Source organism: Telluria mixta, assembly GCF_029223865.1.
Classification (GTDB): Bacteria; Pseudomonadota; Gammaproteobacteria; order Burkholderiales; family Burkholderiaceae_D; genus Telluria; species Telluria mixta.
In genome coordinates this window covers 5277906-5299075 of record NZ_CP119520.1, presented here as the reverse complement: position 1 = coordinate 5299075, position 21170 = coordinate 5277906, and the positions used below count along the sequence as shown (strand labels likewise).

At 68.4% G+C, this 21170-nt stretch carries 20 protein-coding genes; 5 read left to right on the top strand and 15 right to left on the bottom strand.

Features of this window, described 5'->3' with window-relative positions; all coding sequences use genetic code 11:
* Positions 1 to 5: 5 nt before the first annotated feature.
* From P0M04_RS23480 to P0M04_RS23445, 8 genes are all read right to left on the bottom strand, one after another.
* Positions 6 to 986 (bottom strand): ThuA domain-containing protein, encoded by a 981-nt coding sequence (locus P0M04_RS23480; RefSeq protein WP_259449371.1) that lies wholly within the window; start codon positions 984 to 986, stop codon positions 6 to 8.
* 15 nt (positions 987 to 1001) lie between these two features.
* Complete coding sequence (locus P0M04_RS23475; protein ID WP_259449372.1) at positions 1002 to 1454, bottom strand: nuclear transport factor 2 family protein; 453 nt, start codon at positions 1452 to 1454, stop codon at positions 1002 to 1004.
* A gap of 37 nt (positions 1455 to 1491) precedes the next feature.
* Entirely contained in the window at positions 1492 to 1629 is a 138-nt protein-coding gene (locus tag P0M04_RS23470; RefSeq protein ID WP_259449373.1) for a hypothetical protein, read from the bottom strand.
* 6 nt (positions 1630 to 1635) lie between these two features.
* Positions 1636 to 2874 carry an MFS transporter gene (locus tag P0M04_RS23465; protein ID WP_259449374.1) on the bottom strand — a complete coding sequence of 413 codons (1239 nt, stop codon included), beginning with the start codon at positions 2872 to 2874 and terminating at the stop codon, positions 1636 to 1638.
* Positions 2875 to 3053: 179 nt separating this feature from the next.
* On the bottom strand, positions 3054 to 3701 hold the full coding sequence (locus P0M04_RS23460; RefSeq protein ID WP_259449375.1) for a TetR/AcrR family transcriptional regulator: 648 nt from the start codon (positions 3699 to 3701) through the stop codon (positions 3054 to 3056).
* A 62-nt stretch (positions 3702 to 3763) separates the two neighbouring features.
* A complete protein-coding gene (locus P0M04_RS23455; RefSeq protein WP_259449376.1) occupies positions 3764 to 4384 on the bottom strand; it encodes an NADPH-dependent FMN reductase in 621 nt (206 codons plus the stop codon).
* Between the two features lie 13 nt (positions 4385 to 4397).
* On the bottom strand, positions 4398 to 6782 hold the full coding sequence (locus tag P0M04_RS23450; protein ID WP_259449377.1) for a beta-glucosidase: 2385 nt from the start codon (positions 6780 to 6782) through the stop codon (positions 4398 to 4400).
* On the bottom strand, positions 6779 to 7873 hold the full coding sequence (locus P0M04_RS23445) for an LLM class flavin-dependent oxidoreductase (RefSeq protein WP_259449378.1): 1095 nt from the start codon (positions 7871 to 7873) through the stop codon (positions 6779 to 6781). Before P0M04_RS23445 ends, P0M04_RS23450 begins: the two co-directional genes overlap by 4 nt.
* 243 nt (positions 7874 to 8116) lie before the next feature.
* Here P0M04_RS23445 and P0M04_RS23440 point away from each other — a divergent pair, with 243 nt between their 5' ends.
* From P0M04_RS23440 to P0M04_RS23430, 3 genes are all read left to right on the top strand, one after another.
* Complete coding sequence (locus P0M04_RS23440; RefSeq protein WP_259449379.1) at positions 8117 to 9544, top strand: arylsulfotransferase family protein; 1428 nt, start codon at positions 8117 to 8119, stop codon at positions 9542 to 9544.
* 94 nt (positions 9545 to 9638) lie between these two features.
* A complete protein-coding gene (locus P0M04_RS23435) occupies positions 9639 to 12008 on the top strand; it encodes a TonB-dependent receptor (protein ID WP_259449380.1) in 2370 nt (789 codons plus the stop codon).
* A 21-nt stretch (positions 12009 to 12029) separates the two neighbouring features.
* Positions 12030 to 13439 (top strand): sulfatase family protein, encoded by a 1410-nt coding sequence (locus P0M04_RS23430; RefSeq protein ID WP_259449381.1) that lies wholly within the window; start codon positions 12030 to 12032, stop codon positions 13437 to 13439.
* A gap of 6 nt (positions 13440 to 13445) precedes the next feature.
* On the opposite strand, the gene P0M04_RS23425 is transcribed toward P0M04_RS23430, so the two are convergent.
* The 6 genes from P0M04_RS23425 to P0M04_RS23400 form a co-directional block, all read right to left on the bottom strand.
* A complete protein-coding gene (locus tag P0M04_RS23425) occupies positions 13446 to 13625 on the bottom strand; it encodes a hypothetical protein (RefSeq protein WP_259449382.1) in 180 nt (59 codons plus the stop codon).
* A gap of 87 nt (positions 13626 to 13712) precedes the next feature.
* Positions 13713 to 14453, bottom strand: a complete 741-nt coding sequence (locus P0M04_RS23420; protein ID WP_259449651.1) for a sulfite exporter TauE/SafE family protein — start codon at positions 14451 to 14453, stop codon at positions 13713 to 13715.
* A 106-nt stretch (positions 14454 to 14559) separates the two neighbouring features.
* Positions 14560 to 16731: a DUF6600 domain-containing protein gene (locus P0M04_RS23415; RefSeq protein ID WP_259449383.1), complete on the bottom strand. Its 2172-nt coding sequence runs from the start codon at positions 16729 to 16731 to the stop codon at positions 14560 to 14562.
* Positions 16732 to 16841: 110 nt separating this feature from the next.
* The gene (locus tag P0M04_RS23410) at positions 16842 to 17183 is read right to left on the bottom strand and encodes a CPBP family intramembrane glutamic endopeptidase (protein ID WP_281042083.1); all 342 of its coding nucleotides are present in this window, start codon (positions 17181 to 17183) and stop codon (positions 16842 to 16844) included.
* A complete protein-coding gene (locus P0M04_RS23405; RefSeq protein WP_281042082.1) occupies positions 17180 to 17722 on the bottom strand; it encodes a hypothetical protein in 543 nt (180 codons plus the stop codon). Before P0M04_RS23405 ends, P0M04_RS23410 begins: the two co-directional genes overlap by 4 nt.
* A gap of 2 nt (positions 17723 to 17724) precedes the next feature.
* Complete coding sequence (locus P0M04_RS23400) at positions 17725 to 19041, bottom strand: DUF3422 family protein (protein WP_259449385.1); 1317 nt, start codon at positions 19039 to 19041, stop codon at positions 17725 to 17727.
* A 229-nt stretch (positions 19042 to 19270) separates the two neighbouring features.
* On the opposite strand from P0M04_RS23400, the gene P0M04_RS23395 reads away from it, so the two are divergent.
* Both P0M04_RS23395 and P0M04_RS23390 read left to right on the top strand, forming a co-directional pair.
* Positions 19271 to 19960, top strand: coding sequence for a FadR/GntR family transcriptional regulator (locus P0M04_RS23395; RefSeq protein ID WP_259449386.1), 690 nt, complete (start codon positions 19271 to 19273; stop codon positions 19958 to 19960).
* Between the two features lie 3 nt (positions 19961 to 19963).
* The gene (locus tag P0M04_RS23390; RefSeq protein ID WP_259449387.1) at positions 19964 to 20422 is read left to right on the top strand and encodes a YaiI/YqxD family protein; all 459 of its coding nucleotides are present in this window, start codon (positions 19964 to 19966) and stop codon (positions 20420 to 20422) included.
* Here the strand turns inward: P0M04_RS23390 and P0M04_RS23385 are convergent.
* Positions 20417 to 21148: a suppressor of fused domain protein gene (locus tag P0M04_RS23385; RefSeq protein WP_259449388.1), complete on the bottom strand. Its 732-nt coding sequence runs from the start codon at positions 21146 to 21148 to the stop codon at positions 20417 to 20419. The genes P0M04_RS23390 and P0M04_RS23385 overlap by 6 nt on opposite strands.
* Between the last annotated feature and the right edge of the window lie 22 nt (positions 21149 to 21170).

Here is a 21170-nt window from a genome sequence, read left to right as displayed (position 1 = left end):
CTTTGTCACCGCCTGGCGGGCCGCGCATGCGGCACGACCGGACCATCGACCAGGCCGAGCGCCCATTCGATGGCCGTCGCATACATCCGCGCGATGTCGGGGTCCTTGTACGCTTCGCGGGTGTGGCCGAGAGTGGACGCGAACACCCGCCCCGTTCCGTATGTTTTGATCCAGGCCACCGGGAGGTCCCGGTCCGGGGGCGCGTCGTCGCCGACATCCTCGACCGTCGTGTCGTCGATGCGCAGCAGGACGTCGATGTCGGACCGCGTCCAGTTGCGCAAGGTGTACAACTCGTCCTGCTTGCCGAACCGTCGAGGGAGCTGCCGCGTCGGCGCGGCATCGGGCCCTTCGTTCAACAGCGTGAAAGACCGGATCGGATGCTCCACCGTGTTGTACGGATGGCCCACCTGCTCGGCGCCGATCATGTCGAGATAGTCGCGCCACTGGTGGTTCGCATCGATCCCGGCGTGCATGACGACGAGGCCTTTGCCGGCGCGGACGAAGTCCAGCAGCGCGCGCTTCTGGTCCGGCGCAAGTTCCCATTCGCCGTCAGCGCTTGCGATCACGACGGCGTCGAAGTCGCGCAGTCCCTTCGGCTGGAAACCCGCGTTCATCGGTACGCCGCCGCGGTCGGCGACGAGCGTGAAATCGGTGCGCAGCTCGGCATCCCACGCTCCGGTCGCTTCACCCCAGGCGTACACGCTGGCCATCGCCGTCGGGATCGAATCGTGCTGGAACTTGCGCGCGCCGCCAAGCACGAGGACGTGCTTGCGCGCCGGCGTACGCGGACCAGTTTTCAGGTTTGCGAAATAATGTTCGAGGGACTCGCCCGGCGCGGGGCCCGGCCCCGGCAGTTTGCGCACGGACGGCCCGGCCCAGGTGCCCTTGAACACGCCGGATGGGGCCGAGCCCTCCGGCGCGCCGGCGGCGTGCAGCGACAGCAGCGCCAGGGAGATACCGATGCACCAGGCACGACGCGTCCGCATGGCCGTCACCCGCGTTTAAAAATAGGGATGCGGGTTGCGCGCCTGCGCATTGGGATCGATGACCTGGAAGGCATCCCAATGCTCGACGATCCGGCCGTCCCGCAACCGGAACAGCTCGACGACGGCGGCGCTCATGCCGTTGCCCAGGCTGCCCCGAAAGTGGACCGTGGCCATGTCCCCGTCGACAACAACGTGCTTGACGTCGAAGCGGGCGGCCGGATGCTTCAGCAGGCCTTCGATCTCCGCGATCGCCGCCTCCCTGCCGTCGGCAATGTTCGGATTATGCTGCACGAGGTCCGGCGCGACATACGCCTCGTAAGCCTTGCGCACCTGCTTCTGGACATACGCGGTGTCGACGAAGGCGCGCATGAGGGCGCGGTTGGCATCGGTCGCATCGGCGGCGTGCGCCTGCGGCGCGCACAGCGCGGCGGCGGCCAGCGCGGCGGCGAGCTTGTTCTGGTAACGCATGGGACTCCTTGTGATTGCACGAAGGCGAAGTGCGTGCTCAATCGGCGGCCGGTTCGGACTCCGCATCGCGGCCCGCCACGACCCACTCGATCCAGGCGCATGGCGGGTAAGCGCCGAACAGCAGCGCGGCGCAGAACGTCGCGATGCCGCCGGCAAGGACGGTCATGTGCAGCATGGCCGCCTACACGCCCGGCTGCGCATGCACGGCGCGCCCCGCGCGCACGCGCAGCAGGCACGCAACGACGGCGCAGGCGGCTGAAATGAGGCCAAAGGCCAGGAACGCGCCCTGTAAGTTGCCGACCGACCCGCGCATCAGGTTGACGACGGCGGGCGACAGGAACTGGGCCGCGAAGAAGGAGCTCGCCCACCAGCCCATGCCGCGACCGCGGTGCTCGAACGAGAACTTGCTCTGGGCCCAGGAGATCAGTGCGGGGACGATGATGCCGTTGGCCAGCTGCTGGATGAACGCGAACGCGAGCGCGACCTGGTAGTCCGGCGCCAGGCCGATGCCGGACAGGCCGATCGCATAGCCGAGGAAGACGAGGCCGATCTGGGCACCGGCGCCGTAGCGCGTCGTCAGCTTGAACACGATCGCGCCAAGCGGCACGCCGATGCTCGGGATGGCCATGGACAGGCCGATCTTTTGCGGATCGGCGACGCCCAGCTCCTTCAGCAGCACGGAGAAGTTGATGACCTGGACGTAGTAAATCGTCGAGAGCAGCACGGTCACGCCCGCGACCATGAAGGCGATCGCGTACGGGAACGGCGACGCCGTGCTGGCCTGCCCCGGATGCCCCTGCTTGCGGCGCGGCTCGGGCTCGAACAGGAACGCAAGGCTCGCCAGCAGGATCGGCAGCGCGACGGCATACACGAGGAAAGGCCACTGCCAACCCTGCGCCGCCAGGAAGCCCGAGCTGGCGATCGTCAGGGTGCCGAGCACCGAGCCGACCACGCCCTGCAGCATGAGCCAGCGGTGGCGCGCCTCTTCTTCGAAATAGTCGGCCAGCAGCGTGTTCACGACGGTCAGCACGCCGGCTTCGCCGATCCCGATCACGACCCGCCCCGCCACCACGGCCCAGAAGTTATCGATTGCGAACGGGACCAGGCCGCCGGCGGCGTAGAAGGCCATCGACCACAGCAGCAACGGACGGCGCCCGAAGCGGTCGGCAATGGCGCCGGCGCCCGGTGCCAGCAGTGCGATGCAGGCGCTGGGGGCGGTGATCAGGAGGGGGACCATCAAGGCCGGGTTCGGCACGTCACGGAAATGGCCCAGCAGCGTGGGCAACGTCGGCGCGAGCGCGATGATGGCCATCACCGGCAGGAAGCCGGAGATCACGAGGATCCAGCCCTGGCGCCAGTCCGCCTCGCGTTTAACGGTAGAAACGGCGGAAGCGGGCCGCCGCGTGGAAGTGCTGCGCATCGTGTAAGTCTCCTTGTCATTGCTGCGGCGAAGCGCCGCCCCTGTCTTGCGCAGGTTCTAGAACCAGAATTATCATAATTATTTTTGGCGGTTTACCCAAGCAAAATATGAAGGGTCACCGCTGATTCGCTGAATAGCTGGTATCGACGCGCCGGATACCGGACAGGCGCCGTCGCCGCTCAGCGCGCCGGGACGAACTGCAGGTAGGCGAGCATCATGTCGCTCAGGTCTTCCAGCAACTCGTTCCAGCGGCTGGCATCACCCAGGCCGCCAACGCTGTCGAGGCCGAGAAAGCGTGCCTGGGATGCGTAGATCAGCGTCATGCTCGCTTCGATCGCGCGCGCCGGTTTCGGATGGCGTATCTCGCGTCCGCACGCCTCGACCAGCCGGCTGAACTTGGCGTGGTTTTCCTGGGCCGACTTGCGCCCGGCCGTCGCGATCACCTCATCGGCGGAGCTGCGCAGCATGAAGGAGCGCAGGACGGCGGCGTTTTCCTTCAGCAGCTTGCCGAGCCCGCCGACGACGGCGGGAACGACTTCGGCCAGCCCATGCGCGCTGGTGGCGATACGCTGCGCCTCCTCGGTGAACTGCTCGCCGAGGCGCGCCAGGAATTGCACCTGGACCGCCCGCAGCAACTCATCCTTGCCGGTCACACGGCCGTACAGCGCGCCGGTGGAGACCCCTGCCCGCTGGCAGATCTCGGCCAGCGTGATCTGGTCGTACGGACGCTCCCGCAACGACTCGATGGTCGCCTCGATGATGCGTTCGAACGATTGGCGGCTGCGCCCCTGCTTGGGCGCGCGCGCGTGGGAAGTGGCGCTCTGCATGGATGTCGACGTACTGAAGGAATGACAGGATTCTAACGGAATCCCGTCCGTGGGCGGAAAATTCAAAACGACAATTCCGGTTTTTTATTCCTCCGTGCAAACACACTGGACGGGTTCACGACCTGCTCCGCCAGCACCTTCAGGCTGGCCGCCACCTGGGCGTCCAGGCACTGGCCCTGCGCGTCGAACAGCTTGACGCCGGCCGTGTTCAGCGTCACACCGAGCGGCGTCGGCCAGCCGCGCAGCGCGTGGACGATCGAGCGCATCGCACCGAGCGTCGTGTTGCAGCCCTGCCAGCCGGCGGCGGTGACGATGCAGCCGACCGGCATGCCGTCGAGGTACACGCGCTCGTCGCCACGCAGGTCTTCCAGCAGGTCGATGGCATTCTTGACGAGGCCCGAGACGCCGCCGTGGTAGCCCGGCGACGCGAAGATGACAGCGTCCGCGCGGCGCACGGCGTCGACGATGGCGCGCTGTGCGGGGCTGCGTTCGCGCACTTCGGGCGAGAACACGTCGAGCGTGCTGAGGGCCTCGCCGCCGAACAGCTGCGTTTCCGCGCCGAGGTCCTCGGCGTACTGCAGTGCCGTGCGCAGCGCGCTTTCCGTGCTGGAGCCGGGGCGGGTCGTGCCGCCGATGCCGACGATGAAGGGACGGTCGGCGAGATGGGTATCGATGGCATTCATGGTGATCTCCTGTTCAATGGGTGTTGACTTGTACGGCGAACGGCAGGTCGGCGCTGGAGCGGCCCACCAGCAGGTCGACGGGGCCCGGCAGGTCGGTCCAGCCGCCCTGCCACGTTTGCAGTCGGCGGCGGTCGATGGCGATGCGCACGGTGCGGCTTTCGCTCGGCGCCAGATGGACTTTCTCGAAGCCGACGAGCGTCAATTCGGGCACCGTGCGGTACACCTGTACGACTTCCGCGCCTTCGCGGGCGCCGGTGTTGCGCACGTCGACGCTCACGGTCCAGCCGTCCGGGCTGTTTGCTTCGACCGCAGCACCGTCCAGCGCGAACGTCGTGTAGCCGAAGCCGGCACCGAACGCCTGGCGCGGTGCGATGCCGCTCGTCGCGAGGCCGCGATAACCGACTCGCACGCCCTCTTCGTAACGCAGGTCGCCGTTAGCATCCGGCTGCAGCGACAGCGCCGGGTAATCCGCGTCCTCGCGGGCGATGGTGACGGGCATGCGGCCTCCCGGCTCGCGGTCGCCCGCCAGCACCTGCGCCAGTGCGCGGCCGAATTCCTCGCCCGGGTACCAGCAATGCAGGACGGCCCGTGCGCCCTCTTCCCAGCGCGTGTCGAACGCGTGGCCCACGTTCGTGACGACGACGGTATTCGGGTTCGCCGCGCACACCCGCTCGATCAGGTCGACCTGCTCGGCCGGCAGGCGCGTGTCGCTGCGATCCTTGCTTTCCACGCTGGCGTCCGACGTCTCGCCGACGACCAGCACGACGGCATCCGCCGCGCGGGCGGAGTCGACGGCGCGGGCCAGCATCGCCTCGTTGCTGTCCGGGCCGCGCAGGCCGTACCACAGGCCCTGGCAGCGGGCCGGCGTGTAGCGCAGCTCGGCGACGACGGTCACGACCTGGCCGGCGCGCAAGTCGACCGTGACGCTGTCGGCATCGCCGCTCTTCAGCCTGCCCATCACATCGCCGGGCGCCAGTTGTTCGTCGCGGCGGAACACTTCCAGGCCATCGACGACCAGGCGCAGCGCGCCCGTGCCGCCGATGTAGAACCGGTGCGGACCGTCGACGGTAGCCGTGACGATGCCGCTCGCGCGCGTGGCCGCGGCCTGCTGCAGCGCGCCGGCCGCGTGTACGCCGTGGAACCACGTCAGCGAGTTCGTGTCGCGTGTCTCGCTCAGCAGCGGGCTGCCCGCGCAGTCGGGATTGTCGAAGTATTCGAGCGTCATGCCGCGCGTGCAGCCGTCGACATCGCGCGCGGGCCGAGCAGGCATGCGCGGCAGCTTCGGCTGCGGATCGACGCCCGGCTCGTACGCGACGATCGCATCGCCGCAGCGGGCGCGCAGCGCGTCCAGCGGCAGCAGCGCATCCGGCCGCACGGCGATCTTGGCGAACGTGCCGCCCTGGAAGCACGGCGCGCTCGCGTTCGGGCCAAGCACCGCGATGCGCGGGAACCGCGCGGGGTCCAGCGGCAGCATGGCATCGTCGTTGCGCACGAGCGTGAAGCCGGCGGCGGCCGCTTCCACGAGCAGCGCACTGGCGTCGTCCGCCGGCAGCGGCGCGTCCTTGTCCTTGCCGAAGCGGCGCGCCGTGGCTGCCACGCGCTCGGCCGCGTCGCGCACACGTTCAAGCTCGACCTGACCTTCCGCGACCGCGCCCGCGCTCTTCGCGCCGAGGAAGCGAGCGGGGCCCGGCATCTCGAGGTCGAGGCCACCGTTCAGCGACGGCACCGTCGAATGCGTACCGAACCAGTCGCTCATGAACACGCCGTCGAATTTCCATTCGCCTTTCGCGACGTCGCGCACGACCTTGCCCGCTTCCGCGCACCACGCACCGTTGACCTTGTTGTACGCGGTGAGCATCCCTGCGCAACCGGCTTGCGCGGCCATCTCGAACGGGGCGAGGTAGACTTCGCGCAAGGTGCGCTCGTCGACGACGGCGTTCATCGAATCGCGCGCCGTCTCGCTGTCGTTGCACACGAGGTGTTTCGCGATGGCGCCAGTGCCGACGGACTGGCAGCCCTGGATCCACGCCGCGCCGAGCTGCCCGCACAGCAACGGGTCTTCGGAAAAGTACTCGAACGCGCGCCCGGCCAGCGGGCTGCGTGCGAGGTTCAGGTTCGGCGCGAGCATCAGGTCCACCTTGCGGCGGATCGCCTCGCCGCCGACGAGGCGTCCGACTCGCTGCACGAGTTCCCGATCCCAGCTGGCGCCCAGCGCGACGGGCGCAGGCGTCAGCAGCGACACGTCGCGCTCGTCCACGCGCGGGCCCGCCACGCCCATCGGGCCGTCCGCCATCGCCAGCGAAGGAATGCCCGCGTGCGGGATGGCGGCCGTGGACCACATCGACGCGCCCGCCGTCAGCGTCGCCATCTCGTCCAGGGTCAAGGTCGTGTCGTTCATTGGAATGCCGGGATCACGTGTTGCGCCAGCAGGCGCAGGGTCTGGTCCGCGTAGGCCAGGCGCTGTTCCGTGAGCGGACCGGTGACGGTGCCGCACAGGATGTTGCCGATGCCGACCTGCTGGTAGGCGCGCAGCTTGTCGATGACGGTGGCCGGGCTGCCGTACAGGCACCACGTGGCCATCCATTCCTCCGTCAGCGCGGCGCCCGTGCGGTCCGTCTTTTTGTTCGCGTCGTCGGCTTCGGCCTTGGCGTTGAACGCCGCCTCGCGGTCGATCGCTTCCTGGTACGACGTCAGGATCTCCAGCACTTCCTTGCGTGCCTGCTCGTCGGTCTCGGCCAGGTGGACGCACTGGTAGCTGTGCGTCGTCCACGACAGCGCGTCGGCCACGGTCTGTTCGTCATGGCCGGCGGCCAGCAGCTGTTCGTGGTATTTGCCGAAGTATTTCTTCACGTGCGTGAGCGGTTCCAGGCCGCCGATCTGCGGCGGCGTGAACGCGGGGATGAACGCGGGCCAGCCGTTGACGGCGGCGCGCGTGATGCTCGCATCCTTCATCGCCACCGGCATCAGGCGCGCATGCTTCGGACCATAGGCGCTCGGGGCGATCCGCTGCAGCACGCGGCCCTTATGAAAACCATCCAGCTCGATCGCATCGTCTTCGATTTTCTTGTTCCACAGCGCTTCCGCGGCCGCCAGGTTTTCCTCGGCGATGCGGCCGGCGTCCTTGTAGTTCACGCCGAAGCCGATCATCTCTTCCGGCGTCGTACCGGAACCCACGCCCACCAGCAGCTTGCCCTTCGTGAGGTGGTCGAGGATGTTGATGCGCTCGACGAAACGCACCGGGTGGTGCAGCGGCACGGTCGTGACGGAGAAGCCGAAGTGCATGTCCGGCAGCTTGGCGGCCAGATACGACGCGAACATGTAGCTGTCGCTGGCAATCGCCATGTAGCCGTTGAAGTGGTGGTCCGGCAGGAAGATGGCATCGAAGCCGAGCTCGCCCGCCAGCACGGCGTGGCGCTCCAGGTCGACGATCAGTTGGCGGTCGGCGTCCGGCGTCATGGTGCGGGCGTTGAGGAAGACGGAAAAGCGCATACAAGTCCCTTCTGGGTGGTGTCGAGGATAAATCAGAATCGTAATTATGATTATGGTAGTCACGGATATTCGCGGCGTCAATCTCTTTTATTCACCAACTTGTTGGCTACGCAGCAGCCAGGTGTTGCAAAAACCGCATATCGTTAGAACCTTCGCCTGGATATGGATATATCAACATATTCGTTCTGCATCGGCCCTTCCCTTCGTAAGATGCCCCGACTCATCCATTACGAAAGGGACGCCATGACCGCCACCGCGACGCGCCGCCAGGCCCGCCTCCATCAACGACAGCAACAGGCACGCCGCCTGCAAACCTGCGCCCTGCTGGCCCTGTGCATGCTGCCGATGGCGGCGGCCTTCGCCGCGCCCAGCGTGTTCCCGACGGGCGTCACCCGCTACGAACCGCAGAAGGCATGGAACGGCTACGTGCTGTTCTCGGGCCAGGACAAGAAAACGCATCTGATCGACATGAACGGCAACGAGGTGCACCAGTGGGCGCAGGAAGGCTTCCCGCCCGTGCTGGTGGATCCCGCCAAGGTGGGCGGCGCGCGCGGCCGCGTACTGCTGCAACTGGCGCAACTGCCGGGCGTGCAGACCGCCGGGAATGGCCTCGGCAATACCGCGATCGGCGAGCTGGATTGGGACGGCAAGGTCGTCTGGCGCTGGGGTGCGGCCGCGCAGACCGCATACGGCGGCGCCGACACGAACACGAACGCGGCCCCCGGCGGCGCCGCGAAGCAGCACCACGACTGGGAGCGCCTCGCCAACGGCAACACGCTCGTGCTGGCGAATCTCGTCCATGAAGTGAAAGGCTTCGAGGCGGCGCAAGTGCTGGACGACGTGCTGTACGAAGTCGACCCGCAAGGCAAGATCGTGTGGCGCTGGACGGCGTCCGACCACCTCGAGGAATTCGGCTTTTCGAAAGCCGCGCTGGACCAGCTTCGCACTGCCGCGCCGCGCGAAGGCGCCAAGGCGGTCGACTACCTGCACACGAACAGCGCCCGTGCACTCGGCCCGAACAAATGGTTCGACCAGGGCGACGCGCGCTTCGCGCCGGACAATGTGATCATCAGTTCGCGCCAGGCGAACATCGTCGCCATCATCGACAAAAAGACCGGCAAGGTCGTGTGGCGCCTCGGCCCCGATTTCGCGCCGACGGGCGGCAAGCTGCCGCGTCCCGTCGACCAGCTGATCGGCCAGCACGACCCGCACCTGATCGCACCCGGCCTGCCCGGCGCCGGCAATTTGATCGTGTTCGACAACCAGGGCGAGGCCGGCTACCCGATCGTCAGCCCCGGCATCTTCCCGCACTCGCGCGTACTGGAGATCGACCCGGTCAAGAAAGAGATCGTGTGGGAGTACACGGCCGTGAACTCCAACCAGACACAGTGGAGCTTCTACAGCGCCTTCATCAGCAGCGCGCGCCGCCTGCCGAACGGGAACACCCTCGTCGACGAAGGCATGAACGGCCGCGTGTTCCAGATTACGCCGCAGGGCGAGATCGTGTGGGAATACGTCAGCCCGTTCTACGGCGACTCCGCGGTGGGCGGCAGCGGACGCACGGTGCGCACGAACTGGGTCTATCGCGCCCAGCCGGTGCCGTACGACTGGGTCCCGGCCGGTACGCCGCGCAGCGAGCGGCCGCTCGACACCGTCGCCAGCACGCGCTAATCCCTTTCATTTTTTCGTAACACCTGCGGCGCGTTCCCCCGCGCGCCGCAGCGGCTTCGCTCATCCAGCTTTTTATAACGTCAAGGAGAACTACGTGTTTTACGCATCCGCAGCACACCAGAGGACCAGGCGCCACGGCGCGCCGGCCGTTTCACGCACCACCATCGCGGCGGCGGCCATGATGATGTGCGCCGGATGCGTGTGGGCGCAGGAGAATGGGCCGAATGCGGCCGTCGCGCCTGTGCTGATCGCTGCTGCCGATGTGGGCCCCGATCCCGCCGCCACGCAACCGCTGTCCGAGACGATCCAGACCGTGCTCGTCTCCACCCGCCGCCGCGTGGAAAGCTCGCAAAGCGTGCCGACGCCGATGACGGTGCTGAACGGCGACGAGCTGGAAGCCAACCGCGTCTACCGCGCGCAGGACCTGCAGCAGCTGCTGCCCAGCACGACGATCAACTACGTCCACGCCCGCCAGATGAGTTTTGCCGTGCGCGGTCTCGGCAACAACCCGGCCAGCGACGGCCTGGAAGGCAGCGTGGGCCTGTACCTCGACAACGTCTACCTCGCCCGCCCCGGCATGGCCGCGTTCGACGCGCTCGACATCGAACAGCTCGAACTGCTGCGCGGCCCGCAGGGCACGCTGTTCGGCAAGAACACGACGGCCGGTGTCGTGAACATCTCGTCGCGCAAGCCGACGCAGAACGTTGAATCGCAGGCGGAAATCTCGGCCGGCAGCTTCGGCTACGTGCAGGGCAAGCTGGTGCTGAATCGTCCCGTGACCGACAACCTGGCGGCGCGCCTGTCCGTGTACCGCACGCAGGACGACGGCTACATCCGCAACCGCTACAACGGCACCCGCGTCCAGGGCGGCCTGCGCCAAGGCCTGCGCGCCCAGGCTCTGTACGAGCCGACCAAGGACTTCAGCCTGCGCGTGATCGCCGACTACAACGAGGAAGACTCGAACAACGGCACGCTAATCTTCTACAATGCGGGCGCCACCGGCAAGTATCTCGCGCAGGCGGCCCTCGTCGGCGCGCATCCGGTGACGAATCCGGAAGACCGCGCGGTGACCCTCGACAACGGCTCGCACGTGAACGTGCACCAGGGCGGCGTGTCGGCGGAAGCCAACTGGAATCTCGCCAACGCCAGCCGCATCACGTCCATCAGTGCCTGGCGCACCTGGAACTTCGTGCCGCACAATGACGACGGCCTCGACGTGCCGGTGACCTTGAACGTGGGCCAGTCCGCGAAGCACCGCCAGTTCACGCAGGAGCTGCGCTGGGCCAGCGCGCCCGGCGCGGTCGACACGGTCGCAGGTGCCTACTATTACTACCAGGAGCTGGAGAACAACGCGTTCACCGTCAACGGTCCCCTCGCCGACCGCTTCAACGGCAATCCCGCCGGCGCCTGGAACGACGTCACCAGCAACTCGCCGGGCACGCTGCGCGTGAACAGCTATGCCCTGTTCGGCCAGGCCACGTGGCATGCGACGGACCGCTGGGATCTGACGGCCGGCCTGCGCGGCACGTACGAGGACAAGCGCGTGCGCGTGATCCGTTACGCGCCGGTCGGCCCCGCCGTCACGGGCCCCGCCCTCACCGTGCGCAACGCCCGCTACGGCGCCTACGATTCCGGCCCCCTCGCGCTGCACCAGTCCAGCCCCAGCGCGCTGCTGTCCGCCGGCTATAAAGCGTGGGACGACGTGCTGCTGTACGCCAGCCTGTCGCATGGCGAGAAGTCCGGCGGCATCAACCTGCAGGTGCCCGGTGCGGCCGGCGCGGCGTCGCTGCTGGTGGGCGCCGAACGCGCCAACGCGGCGGAACTGGGCGTGAAAAGCACGCTGCTGAACCGCCGCCTGCAGCTGAATGCCAACCTGTTCGCGACCGTGGTCCACGGTTACCAGAGCAATGCCTACGACCCGACGACACGCACGTCGTACCTGACGAACGCCGGCGACGTGCGCACCCGCGGCATCGAACTGGAAGCCCTCGCGATCCCCGTGCGCACGCTGCACATCCAGGCCAACGTGTCGTTCAACGACCCACGCTACCTCACGTACAAGAACGCGCCGTGCGCACCGGAAGTGAATGCCGTGTCGTGCGACCTGTCCGGCCGCGACGCCCTCGTGAATGCACCGCGCCGCACGGCGAACATCGGCGCGCGCTGGGAGCATCCTTTGAACGACACGTGGCGTGCGTACGTGAACGGCAACGTGTCGTACCGCTCGTCGACGTACGGCACGCTGGACGCGTCGAAGTATTCGCGCATCCCGGCGTACGGCCTCGCGAACCTGTCGGCCGGCGTGCGCTCGAACGGCGAGCACGCATGGGACGTGCAGCTGTGGGCCCGCAACCTGTTCGACCGCCAGTACTACACGAGCATGTGGAACGGCACGTTCGGCTCGTACAACGCCGTCATCGGCACGCCGCGCACGATCGGCGCGACGGCCCGTCTCGACTTCTGAGTTATTAAGCAAGGAACCATCATGAGCAAAACCGACCAGAAACGCCGCGCCGTCATCAAAGGCCTGCCCGCCCTCGCCCTCGCCCCGCAGGCGCTGCTTGCGGCCGACCGCAAGGACCAGCAGCCGAACATCGTCTTCATCCTCGCGGACGATTTGGGCTACGCCGACCTGAGCGTCTACGGCAACACGGATTTCGCCACGCCGAATCTCGACCGCCTGGCGGCGCAGGGCGTGCGCTTCACGCAGGCCTACGCCAATTCCGCCGTGTGCTCGGCCACGCGCTTCGGCCTGATCACGGGCCGCTACCAGTACCGCCTGCGCGGCGGGCTGGAAGAACCGATCGCCGGGCCGTCGAAGAGCATCGGCCTGCCGCCGCAGCATCCGACCCTGCCGTCGCTGCTGAAGAAGGCGGGCTATCGCACCGCGCTGTTCGGCAAGTGGCACCTGGGTTACCTGCCCGTGTTCGGCCCCCTCAAGAGCGGCTACGACGTCTTCTTCGGCAACTACGGCGGCGCCATCGACTACTTCACGCACAAGCCGGGCGTCGGCCCGGACGTGCCGGAAGATCTGTACGAAGGCGAAGTCCCCGTGCACAAGGTCGGCTATTACACCGACCTGATCGCGGAGCATGCCACCGACTACATCGGCCAACAGGATGGGAAACAGCCGTTCTTCCTGTCCCTGCACTTCACCGCGCCGCACTGGCCATGGGAAGGTCCGGGCGACGAAGCCGTGTCGCGCCAGATCGGCAACATCTTCCACTACGACGGCGGCGACCTGGTCACGTACGGCAAGATGGTGACGGGGCTGGACACCGCGATCGGCCGCGTGCTCGACGCGCTGCAGCGCAAGGGCCTGGCCGACAACACGATCGTCGTCTTCACGAGCGACAACGGCGGCGAACGCTTCTCGAAGACGTGGCCGTTCAGCGGCCAGAAGACGGAACTGCTGGAAGGCGGCATCCGCGTGCCCGCGATCGTCCGGTGGCCGCGCCGCCTCGGTGCCGGCAGGACCACGGAGCAGGTCGCGATCAGCATGGACTGGCTCCCGACCCTGCTCGCGGCCGCCGGCGGCGCGCCCGATCCGGCCTACCCGCCCGACGGCCAGAACCTGCTGCCCGTGCTGACGGGCCAGCGCACGCCCGGCGAGCGAACGCTGTTCTGGCGCTACAAGGCGAACGCCCAGCGCGCCGTCCGTTCCGGCAACTGGAAATACCTGCGCATCAACGGCAACGAGTTCCTGTTCGACGTGACGGTCGACCAGCGCGAGCGCGCCAACCTGGCGCAACGCCATCCGGACGTGTTCAACAGGCTGAAAGGAGAATGGGAGAGCTGGAGCGCCAGCATGCTGCCGATCACCCCGGACGTGCGCACGCACGGCGTGAACGGGAAGATGCAGGCCGACCGCTACCACGCGGAGGGCACGGACTGACCCCTGTCACTCCTGGGCCGCGTCGTCCTTGTCGTCGCGGCCCAACAGCTCACTGGTCCATTCCTGCCACGTGCATTTGGGGCAGCGCCACCACAGCAGGATCAGGAAAAATGTCGCGCAACCGCCCGCCAGCACGACCGCGTGCAAGGCGAGATCCGGTTCGAGGCCGTAGAGTAAATCCAGCATGGCGCACCTACCTTCCCGGCGGAATCATTCATGGCGATACCGCATGATTCCAATGTAGACCAAGCCGGCGGTCGTGTCCAGCGCGCTTCAGATGGGTTTTAAAAACAGGCCGATGGTGAGTGCAATGCCGATGCAGACGATGGCCACCCGCAACGCTTTCTCGTTCACGCGGTGCAGCGCCCACGCGCCCAGCAGCCCGCCGACGATGGCGCCCGCCGCCAGCACGCCGCATTGCAGCCAGTGCAGGTCGGGCGACGTCAGGAACAGCACGACGGCCGACGCGTTCATCACCCCGGCGAGCACGTTCTTGGTGGCGCCCGCGTTGCGCGCCGCGAGTCCCGCCATCGTCAGCGCGGCCAGCATCAGGATGCCGATGCCGCCGCCGAAATAGCCGCCGTAGACGGCGATCAGGAATTGCGCGCACGCCGTCGCCACGGGCCCCAGGTGCACGGCGCCCGCCGCGCCGGGCTTGCGGAAGAAGCTCCCCCACGTGAAGACGGCCGTCGCGAACAGCACGAGCCACGGTACGAGCCGCGCGAACACCGCGGGCGACGTGTGCAGCAACAGCAACCCGCCCGCCGCGCCGCCGGCGATACTCAGGACGAACAGCACCCAGAACGGCAGTCCGCCCGCGCCGGTGACCAGCTTGCGCCCGGCGTACCCGGACGTGATCTGCGCGGGGAACAGCGCGACGGTCGACGTGATGTTGGCGGCAAGCGGCGACATGCCGGACACGATCAGCGCGGGCAAGGTGACGAACGAGCCCCCGCCCGCCAGCGCGTTCTGCACGCCGGCCCACAGCCCGGCCAGGAAGACGAGCAGCAGCATCATGGCGCCGCTCCGTATTGACGGACGATGGCTGGGCGGTGTGGTGTCGGCATGGCGCGGCGCTGAGCTGGAGGAAGCTCATCTTACACCGCGCCCGCCGGCGTCGTCAGTGGCCGCCCTTCTCGCCATTCTTGTGACCGTGGTCGCCGCCCTTGTCCGGGCCGTGGGGCGGCGCCGCGTGCGGCTTCGGTGCCGGTTGCGGATGCGGCGCGGGCTTCGGTGCCGCCGGCGCCGGCGGCTGCGGTCGCGGTGCCGGCTGCGGATGGGGTGCAGCCTGCGGACGCGGTGCGGCCTGGGGCGCCGCATGCGGCGCCGGCTGCGGACGCTGTGCCGGTGGCGGATGCGGCACGGCGTGCGCCGGCGCCTGCGGGCGGGCGGCCGGCTGAGGATGCGGCGCCTGCATCGCCACCCGTTGCGGCGCGGGCGCGCGCGGCCCGTCATGCGCCACCGGTTGCGGTGCCGGACCGTGCGACGGCGCGCCATGCCGCACTGCCTGCTGCGGATCCCCGCCATGCGCCGGACGAGGCGCCTGCGGTTGCGCCATCATGCCATGTGCGGCGACCCGCGGCTCGTCCGCAGGCCTGTCCCGGCCGGATCGTGGCGGCTGCGGACGGCCCGCCTCCGCGGCCGTCGCGCCGGCGCCGGTGCCGCCACGCGCGGCCAGTCGTGCGGTGTCCTGCGGACCGTGCGCCGTCTGCGGTCCATGGCCAACCGGCGGCATGCCGGGCCGCCCGCCTTGCGCGACCTGGTGACCGGCCGGCGCGACGCCGGGCATGGGTCCACGCGCCGGCTGCGGCGTCACGGGCTTGCCGATCGCGGGCCGCAGCACGCGCAGCGGCACCGGTCCGTGCACGGCCACACGGCCATCCGGACGCGCCGCAGCCGGACCGGGCCCGTGGTCGAACGCGCGCCCCGGCAACGCCCGCGTCACGGCGACGCGCTGCAGCACAGGCCCCGGCGGCAGACGGCCGGCCGGCGGCGTGCCGATCCGGCTTTGCGGCAGCGGCCGCGCTTGCGGCCCGGCCAGTACGGGCGCGGCGCGCGCCACGCCGGGCGGCAGCAGCAAGCCGGCGCGCGCGGTCGGCGCGGCCTGCGCGAACTGCTGCGCGGGCATCGCCACGATCGCCCCGGGCACGTTGCGGTTCCGGTAGGTGATGTTCGTGATGTTGTTGACGATGGTCGTCTGGCGGATCACGGTATTGGTCACGTTGACGTTCGTGATGTACGTCGGGCTCGCGCGGTACGACGGCCGGTACGGCTCGTGCGGCGCGAGCGGGAACCAGCCGACGCCCGGATCGGAGCGGCCACCGACCGCCAGCACGGTCCCGACGAACGCGACCAGCGCGGGCGCATAGACTGGCTGCGCACGCGGCGGCGCCGGGACCCAGGCCCACGTGTCCGGCGTGCGGATCCAGCGGCCGTAGTGCGACACGGCGTAACCGTAGGGCTGGTCGTCGATCCACGTCCAGCCCCACGGATCGATCCACGCCCAGTGCCCCGCGTGATACGGCGCCCAGTTGCGGGGCGCGCGGTCGGGCACCCACACGGTGCCGTAGTCGGGGACGGTGCGCCAGCTGCCGTAGTCGTCGAGATCTTCCGCGCCGACGACGCCCTGCGGCACGTAGCGGCGCGCGATGGCGCGCTCGTAGCGCTGGTCGCGCGCCAGTGCCCAGCGGTCGAAGTCGTCCGGCGGGGCGGGCGGCAGCAGCACGTAGTCGTTCAGGTCCTGGCCGCCGAAGCGGTAGCCCTGCCCCGGCGCGAGCGCCAACGACGTACCGTCGCCGTACACGTCGCCGGCGCCGTTCAGCACCGTCACGTCCGTCGTGCTGCCGTCCGGCGCGACGGCGAGGCGGTAATCGCCGGGCTGGCGCGCGACGAAGGCGAGATTCGGCGTGTCCACCTCGACCGTCTCGCCGGGCGCCAGGCGGCGGACGTGCAGGTCGACGCGGCCCTGCGACACCTGCAGCTGGGTCGTGCGATCGTCGGCCGCGAGGACCGTCAGCAACGTCCCCGCATCCATGCGCGCGATGGCGGCGCCGAACTGGGCTTCGTCGCGCCCGCCCGCATCCGTCCACAGGCGGTCGCCCGCGACGAGGGGCCGGTTGAGCGGCGCCTGCGCCCAGTCAGGGCTGCCTGCCGGCGAAAAACTGACGGGACCGGCGAGATACGCGATACGGCCCACGCGCGCGGGCGGGTCCTGCATCTGCGCGGACGCGGTGGCGGCGGCGACCGCCACCGCGAAGGCAACGGCCGGCCGGAGGATGTTCGAAGCGCTCATGATCGTCGATGGAACTGGGAATGATGCCCGATCATAGTCCCGGCGCTTCGCGCGCACGGTACGCTGTCACACCGTGTTACAGAAGTTGCATTGATAAGCTGTGATTCGGTTCAGCGCACGAGGGCCGGATAAGTGAACGCGACGAAGTGGACGGCGTTGAGCGCGAAGTGCGTGAGGATCGCGCCTTCGATGCGTCCGGAACGTAGATAGGCGGCTGCGTAGCCAAATCCCGCCAGCGTGGCGAACAGCACGAGCATCGGGCCGCCGGCCGCGTGCGCGAGCCCGAACAGCAAAGTCGATACGACCACCGCGACCGCCACGCCGTAACGCCTTCCCGCCATGCCGCGTGCGAGGCCTGCGAGCAGGACGCCGCGGAAGAACGCCTCCTCCGTCACGCACGTGATCAGCAGGTTATTCACGAGGAACCAGGGCGTCGTCGGCAGCCATTTCAAGTCCGGCCGCACGACGCCCAGCAGGACGCCGGCCCGAGGACGACGACGAGCGTCGCCGCCAGCACGGGCAGCGTGCGGCGCAGCATCGGCAGCCAGCCGGCACGCGCGCGGATCGGTGCGCAGAACACGCCCATCAGCACGATGCCGGCAATGGCCTTGTCGAAGTTCGCGTACAGCGTGAACGGCGGCGCGCCGGCCGACACCTGCAGATGGTCGACCAGCACGGGATTATGGAAGCCCGGCAGCCGATGCAGCGCCAGCAGCAGCGCGCACACGCCCGTCAGCACGAGCAGCGGGATGCGCACCCAGGCGCGGTCGCCCGTGCGCGCGCCAAGCGCCAGCGCGAGATAGCCCGCGGTGACGGCGACACCGCGCCAGTCCAGCACACCCGTCGCGAGGCCGGCCACACACGCCACCAGCAACCCGGCGCACCAGGCCCAGTCGCGGTTGCCGCGCACGGCCGGCGCCGGGATCCACAAAGCCAGTACGGCCAGCGCCAGCGCGCCGAACGCCAGCGACGGATCGGGAGCGACCGGCATCGTCAAGCGTGCGAACGTTTGTGCATCTGCTTGTGCATGCGGCGCAGGCTGAGCCACACGAGGCCAGCGACGACGGGCACCAGCGCCCCCGTGAGCATGTCCGGATTGACTGGGATGCCGAGGCTCTTGAGACCCTTGCCGGCATACCCGAGCAGGCCGACCACGTAGTACGAGATCGCCGCCACCGACAGTCCCTCGACGGCCTGCTGCAGCCGCAGTTGCTGGGCGGCGCGACGGTCCATCGATTGCAGGATTTGCCGGTTCTGGTTTTCCTGGACGATGGAGACGCGCGTACGCAGCAGGTCGTTGACGTTGGCGATGCGGCGCGCCAGCGCTTCCTGGCGGGCGGCCGTCGACTCGCACGTGTTCATCGCGGGCGTGAGGCGGCGGTCCATGAATTCCTCGACGGTCGGCACGCCTTCGATGCGGGCTTCGCGCAGTTCCTCGATGCGCGCCTTCACGAGGCGGTAATACGCCTTCGATGCGGAGAAGCGGTAGCCGTTGTCGAGCGAGAGCTTTTCCAGGCGCGCCGCGAGCTTCGTGATCTGTGCCAGCAGGTCCTGGTCTCCCGCGACGGCCTCGCCGGAGACCATGCGCTCGGCCAGGGTCGCCAGTTCGGCCTCGATGTCGTCCAGCGCCGCGGATACCGTGCGCGCTGCCGGCAGGCCGAGGAGCGCCATCATGCGGTAGGTGTCGATCTCCAGCACGCGCTGCGCGAGGCGGCCGGCCTGCTGCGCGCGCATCTCGACGTCGCGCAGCACGAAGCGCGAAAAGCCGTCGGACTGGATCGCGAAATCGGTCCAGACTTCACCGCCCTGCATCACACGCGAGCCGACCAGGTTATTGCTGGCGAAGCCGTCCTGCAGTGCGGCCGGATCGGCCGCGCCCCGCTCCAGCAGCACGTGCGCGGCGGACATCAGGCGGCCGTGCAGCCCGAGAATCCACGCCTGCGGCAGGTGCGCGAGCGGCATGCGCGCGAACGCCTCCGCAATCGGCAGTCCGGGTGCGATCTTTTCCGTGAACGTGTAGGTCGCGAACTCCGTGTGGCGTTCCCACTTCAGGCGGAAGCGGCCGAAGTCGTGATAGAAGTGGTTGGCCGTCACGTTCGGCGCGGCGACGCCGAAATGGCCGCACAGCGCGGCCAGCAGCGCGTGCTGGTTGGGACCGTGCTCGCTGCGCGATCCGGACTCGCTGGCGCGGTACACGGCCAGGTGGGTGATGGCTTCGGGCGCTTCCAGCCGGAGGAAGGGACGCGAATGTATTTCGGCGGCCAGCGGAATGCGCTGGGCGTGGCTCAGGCTCGGGTAAGCGGTGGTCATGATTTGTTCGTCGGCTCGGCAATATTTCTCATTGTACATGTGTATGCACAGCGCCGGAACGGCGTCGCCCCATCCTTGGCCGAATAAAGTTCAGCGGGTGACAAAATCGCCAACGCAGTCAGCCCAAATGACCGTTTTGGTCCGACCACTTGCAACATTATCCCGACCAAACTAAGATGCGATCTTGGCAATCGCCTCCACATTTTCCTGGACTGACACAATGAGAAAAATGCCCGCGCCACCCGATGCGATTGCGACCGAGCCGCGACTGTATCGCGTGGTGTCGAGCCGGATCGAAGCGCTGATCCGGGAAGAGAACATCAAGCCGGGGGAACGCCTGCCCGCCGAGCGTGACCTGGCCACGAAGCTGGGCGTCTCGCGCACGTCGCTGCGCGAAGCGCTGATTGCGCTGGAACTGGGCGGCGTCGTCGAAGTGCGGGGTGGCTCCGGCGTGTACGTCAGCGAACAGGCAGCGCCGAAGACGGCCCGGCCGGCCGCGGGTCCCGGTCCGTTCGAAGTGCTGGCCGCGCGCCGCGTGATCGAAGTCGAAGTCGCGGCGCTGGCCGCGAAGAACGCGACGCCGGCGGCCGTCGACGCGATCCTCGTCGCCGTCGAACAGATGGAGCAGAACCAGGACAACCAGGGCGAGAACGAATCGGCCGACCGCGATTTCCACCTCGCGATCGCGCGCGCGGCCGGCAACAGCGCCCTCGTGGGCGTGATCGAATACCTGTGGGCCCAGCGCGGCAGCCTGTGGCACAAGCTGACGGAGCACTTCCAGACCGAGGAACTGCGCCAGCTGACCCTCCTCGACCACCGCGCGATCCTCGCCGCCATCGCTTCGCACGACGTGGCAGGCGCGCGCTCGGCCATGCGCGCGCACCTCGACCGCGTGACGCGCACGTTCTCGCGCGGGTAAGCAATGGATATCTGGGTCGACGCCGACGCCTGCCCCGCCGTCATCAAGGACATCCTGTTCCGCGTGGCCGACCGCGTGCAATTGAACGTGACGCTGGTGGCGAACCAGTTGATCCGCGTGCCCGGCTCGCGCTTCATCCGCGCGCTGCAGGTACCTGCGGGTGCCGATGCGGCCGATGCGGAAATCGTCGCGCGCGTACAGCCCGGCGACATCGTCGTGACGGGCGACATTCCCCTCGCCGCCCTCGTGCTGGACAAGGGCGGCATGCCCCTCAATCCGCGCGGCGAGTGGTACACCAGGGACACCATCGCGCAACAACTCACGATGCGGGCGTTCATGGACGAATTGCGCAGCAGCGGCGTCGACACGGGCGGGCCGGCTGCGTTCAGCCAGGCGGACCGGCAACGGTTCGCGAATGCGCTCGATCGCGAACTGGCGAAACGCGCCAGGCCCGGCTCATAGGAAGCCGAACAGCTTCTTGCCCGCGTTCGGACGGCGCGGATCGATCATGTCGCCGATGTGCTTTTTATCGAAGCGCTCAAGCAGTTTCTCGGCCCCGGCGCGCAGCTTCAGCGCCAGTTCCTCCTTGTAGAGCGGTACGATCGCGAAGAACGCGATCTCCTTGTCGGCGTCGATGCGCAGCCGGTGGAATTCGTCCGGCACGCTGATCGACGGGAGCAGGATGCAGCCGTCGAACCGCACGTCTTCCGCATACGGCTCCGCCGGATCGCCGTTCGGCACCGTATGCCCCCAGCCGAGCCACGTCCCGTACTTGTGCGGCAGCCGGGCCATCGTCTTGACCAAGCGGACCGGCCAGTACCAGCGCTCGTCCTCGAACGATTCCTTGTCCAGCTTCCAGTCCGGCGGGAGCGTGATCATCAACTCCGCGTGGCGGGGGACGTCGGCGTCCGGCGGCGTTGACATCGGCAGATCGCTCATGCCGGACGTGACGAGCCGGATGAACGGGTATGCCTCCGTCGGCTTCACGATGTGCACGTCGATGTGCACCGTGTCGGAGACCAGTTCGTGGAACACGCAGTCGACGGGCCCGAGATGCCGGTCGATGTGGTCCGAAATCTGCTGCAGGCAGATCTCGCCCTGCGGCGGCGCCCACGGCGTGCTCGCCGTGTGGTGGTAGATCGGATCGCCGTGCAAGGACACGACGTTGCTGGCTCGGTATGCGCTCATCGCGGCCCCCTCGAATGCTGAC

Bases quoted from the DNA above. Each gene is read 5' to 3' on its own strand.
- P0M04_RS23480 (WP_259449371.1), bottom strand. From the start codon at position 986: ATGCGGACGCGTCGTGCCTGGTGCATCGGTATCTCCCTGGCGCTGCTG.
- P0M04_RS23475 (WP_259449372.1), bottom strand. From the start codon at position 1,454: ATGCGTTACCAGAACAAGCTCGCCGCCGCGCTGGCCGCCGCCGCGCTG.
- P0M04_RS23470 (WP_259449373.1), bottom strand. From the start codon at position 1,629: ATGCTGCACATGACCGTCCTTGCCGGCGGCATCGCGACGTTCTGCGCC.
- P0M04_RS23465 (WP_259449374.1), bottom strand. From the start codon at position 2,874: ATGCGCAGCACTTCCACGCGGCGGCCCGCTTCCGCCGTTTCTACCGTT.
- P0M04_RS23460 (WP_259449375.1), bottom strand. From the start codon at position 3,701: ATGCAGAGCGCCACTTCCCACGCGCGCGCGCCCAAGCAGGGGCGCAGC.
- P0M04_RS23455 (WP_259449376.1), bottom strand. From the start codon at position 4,384: ATGAATGCCATCGATACCCATCTCGCCGACCGTCCCTTCATCGTCGGC.
- P0M04_RS23450 (WP_259449377.1), bottom strand. From the start codon at position 6,782: ATGAACGACACGACCTTGACCCTGGACGAGATGGCGACGCTGACGGCG.
- P0M04_RS23445 (WP_259449378.1), bottom strand. From the start codon at position 7,873: ATGCGCTTTTCCGTCTTCCTCAACGCCCGCACCATGACGCCGGACGCC.
- P0M04_RS23440 (WP_259449379.1), top strand. From the start codon at position 8,117: ATGACCGCCACCGCGACGCGCCGCCAGGCCCGCCTCCATCAACGACAG.
- P0M04_RS23430 (WP_259449381.1), top strand. From the start codon at position 12,030: ATGAGCAAAACCGACCAGAAACGCCGCGCCGTCATCAAAGGCCTGCCC.
- P0M04_RS23425 (WP_259449382.1), bottom strand. From the start codon at position 13,625: ATGCTGGATTTACTCTACGGCCTCGAACCGGATCTCGCCTTGCACGCG.
- P0M04_RS23420 (WP_259449651.1), bottom strand. From the start codon at position 14,453: ATGCTGCTGCTCGTCTTCCTGGCCGGGCTGTGGGCCGGCGTGCAGAAC.
- P0M04_RS23415 (WP_259449383.1), bottom strand. From the start codon at position 16,731: ATGAGCGCTTCGAACATCCTCCGGCCGGCCGTTGCCTTCGCGGTGGCG.
- P0M04_RS23405 (WP_281042082.1), bottom strand. From the start codon at position 17,722: ATGCCGGTCGCTCCCGATCCGTCGCTGGCGTTCGGCGCGCTGGCGCTG.
- P0M04_RS23400 (WP_259449385.1), bottom strand. From the start codon at position 19,041: ATGACCACCGCTTACCCGAGCCTGAGCCACGCCCAGCGCATTCCGCTG.
- P0M04_RS23395 (WP_259449386.1), top strand. From the start codon at position 19,271: ATGCCCGCGCCACCCGATGCGATTGCGACCGAGCCGCGACTGTATCGC.
- P0M04_RS23390 (WP_259449387.1), top strand. From the start codon at position 19,964: ATGGATATCTGGGTCGACGCCGACGCCTGCCCCGCCGTCATCAAGGAC.
- P0M04_RS23385 (WP_259449388.1), bottom strand. From the start codon at position 21,148: ATGAGCGCATACCGAGCCAGCAACGTCGTGTCCTTGCACGGCGATCCG.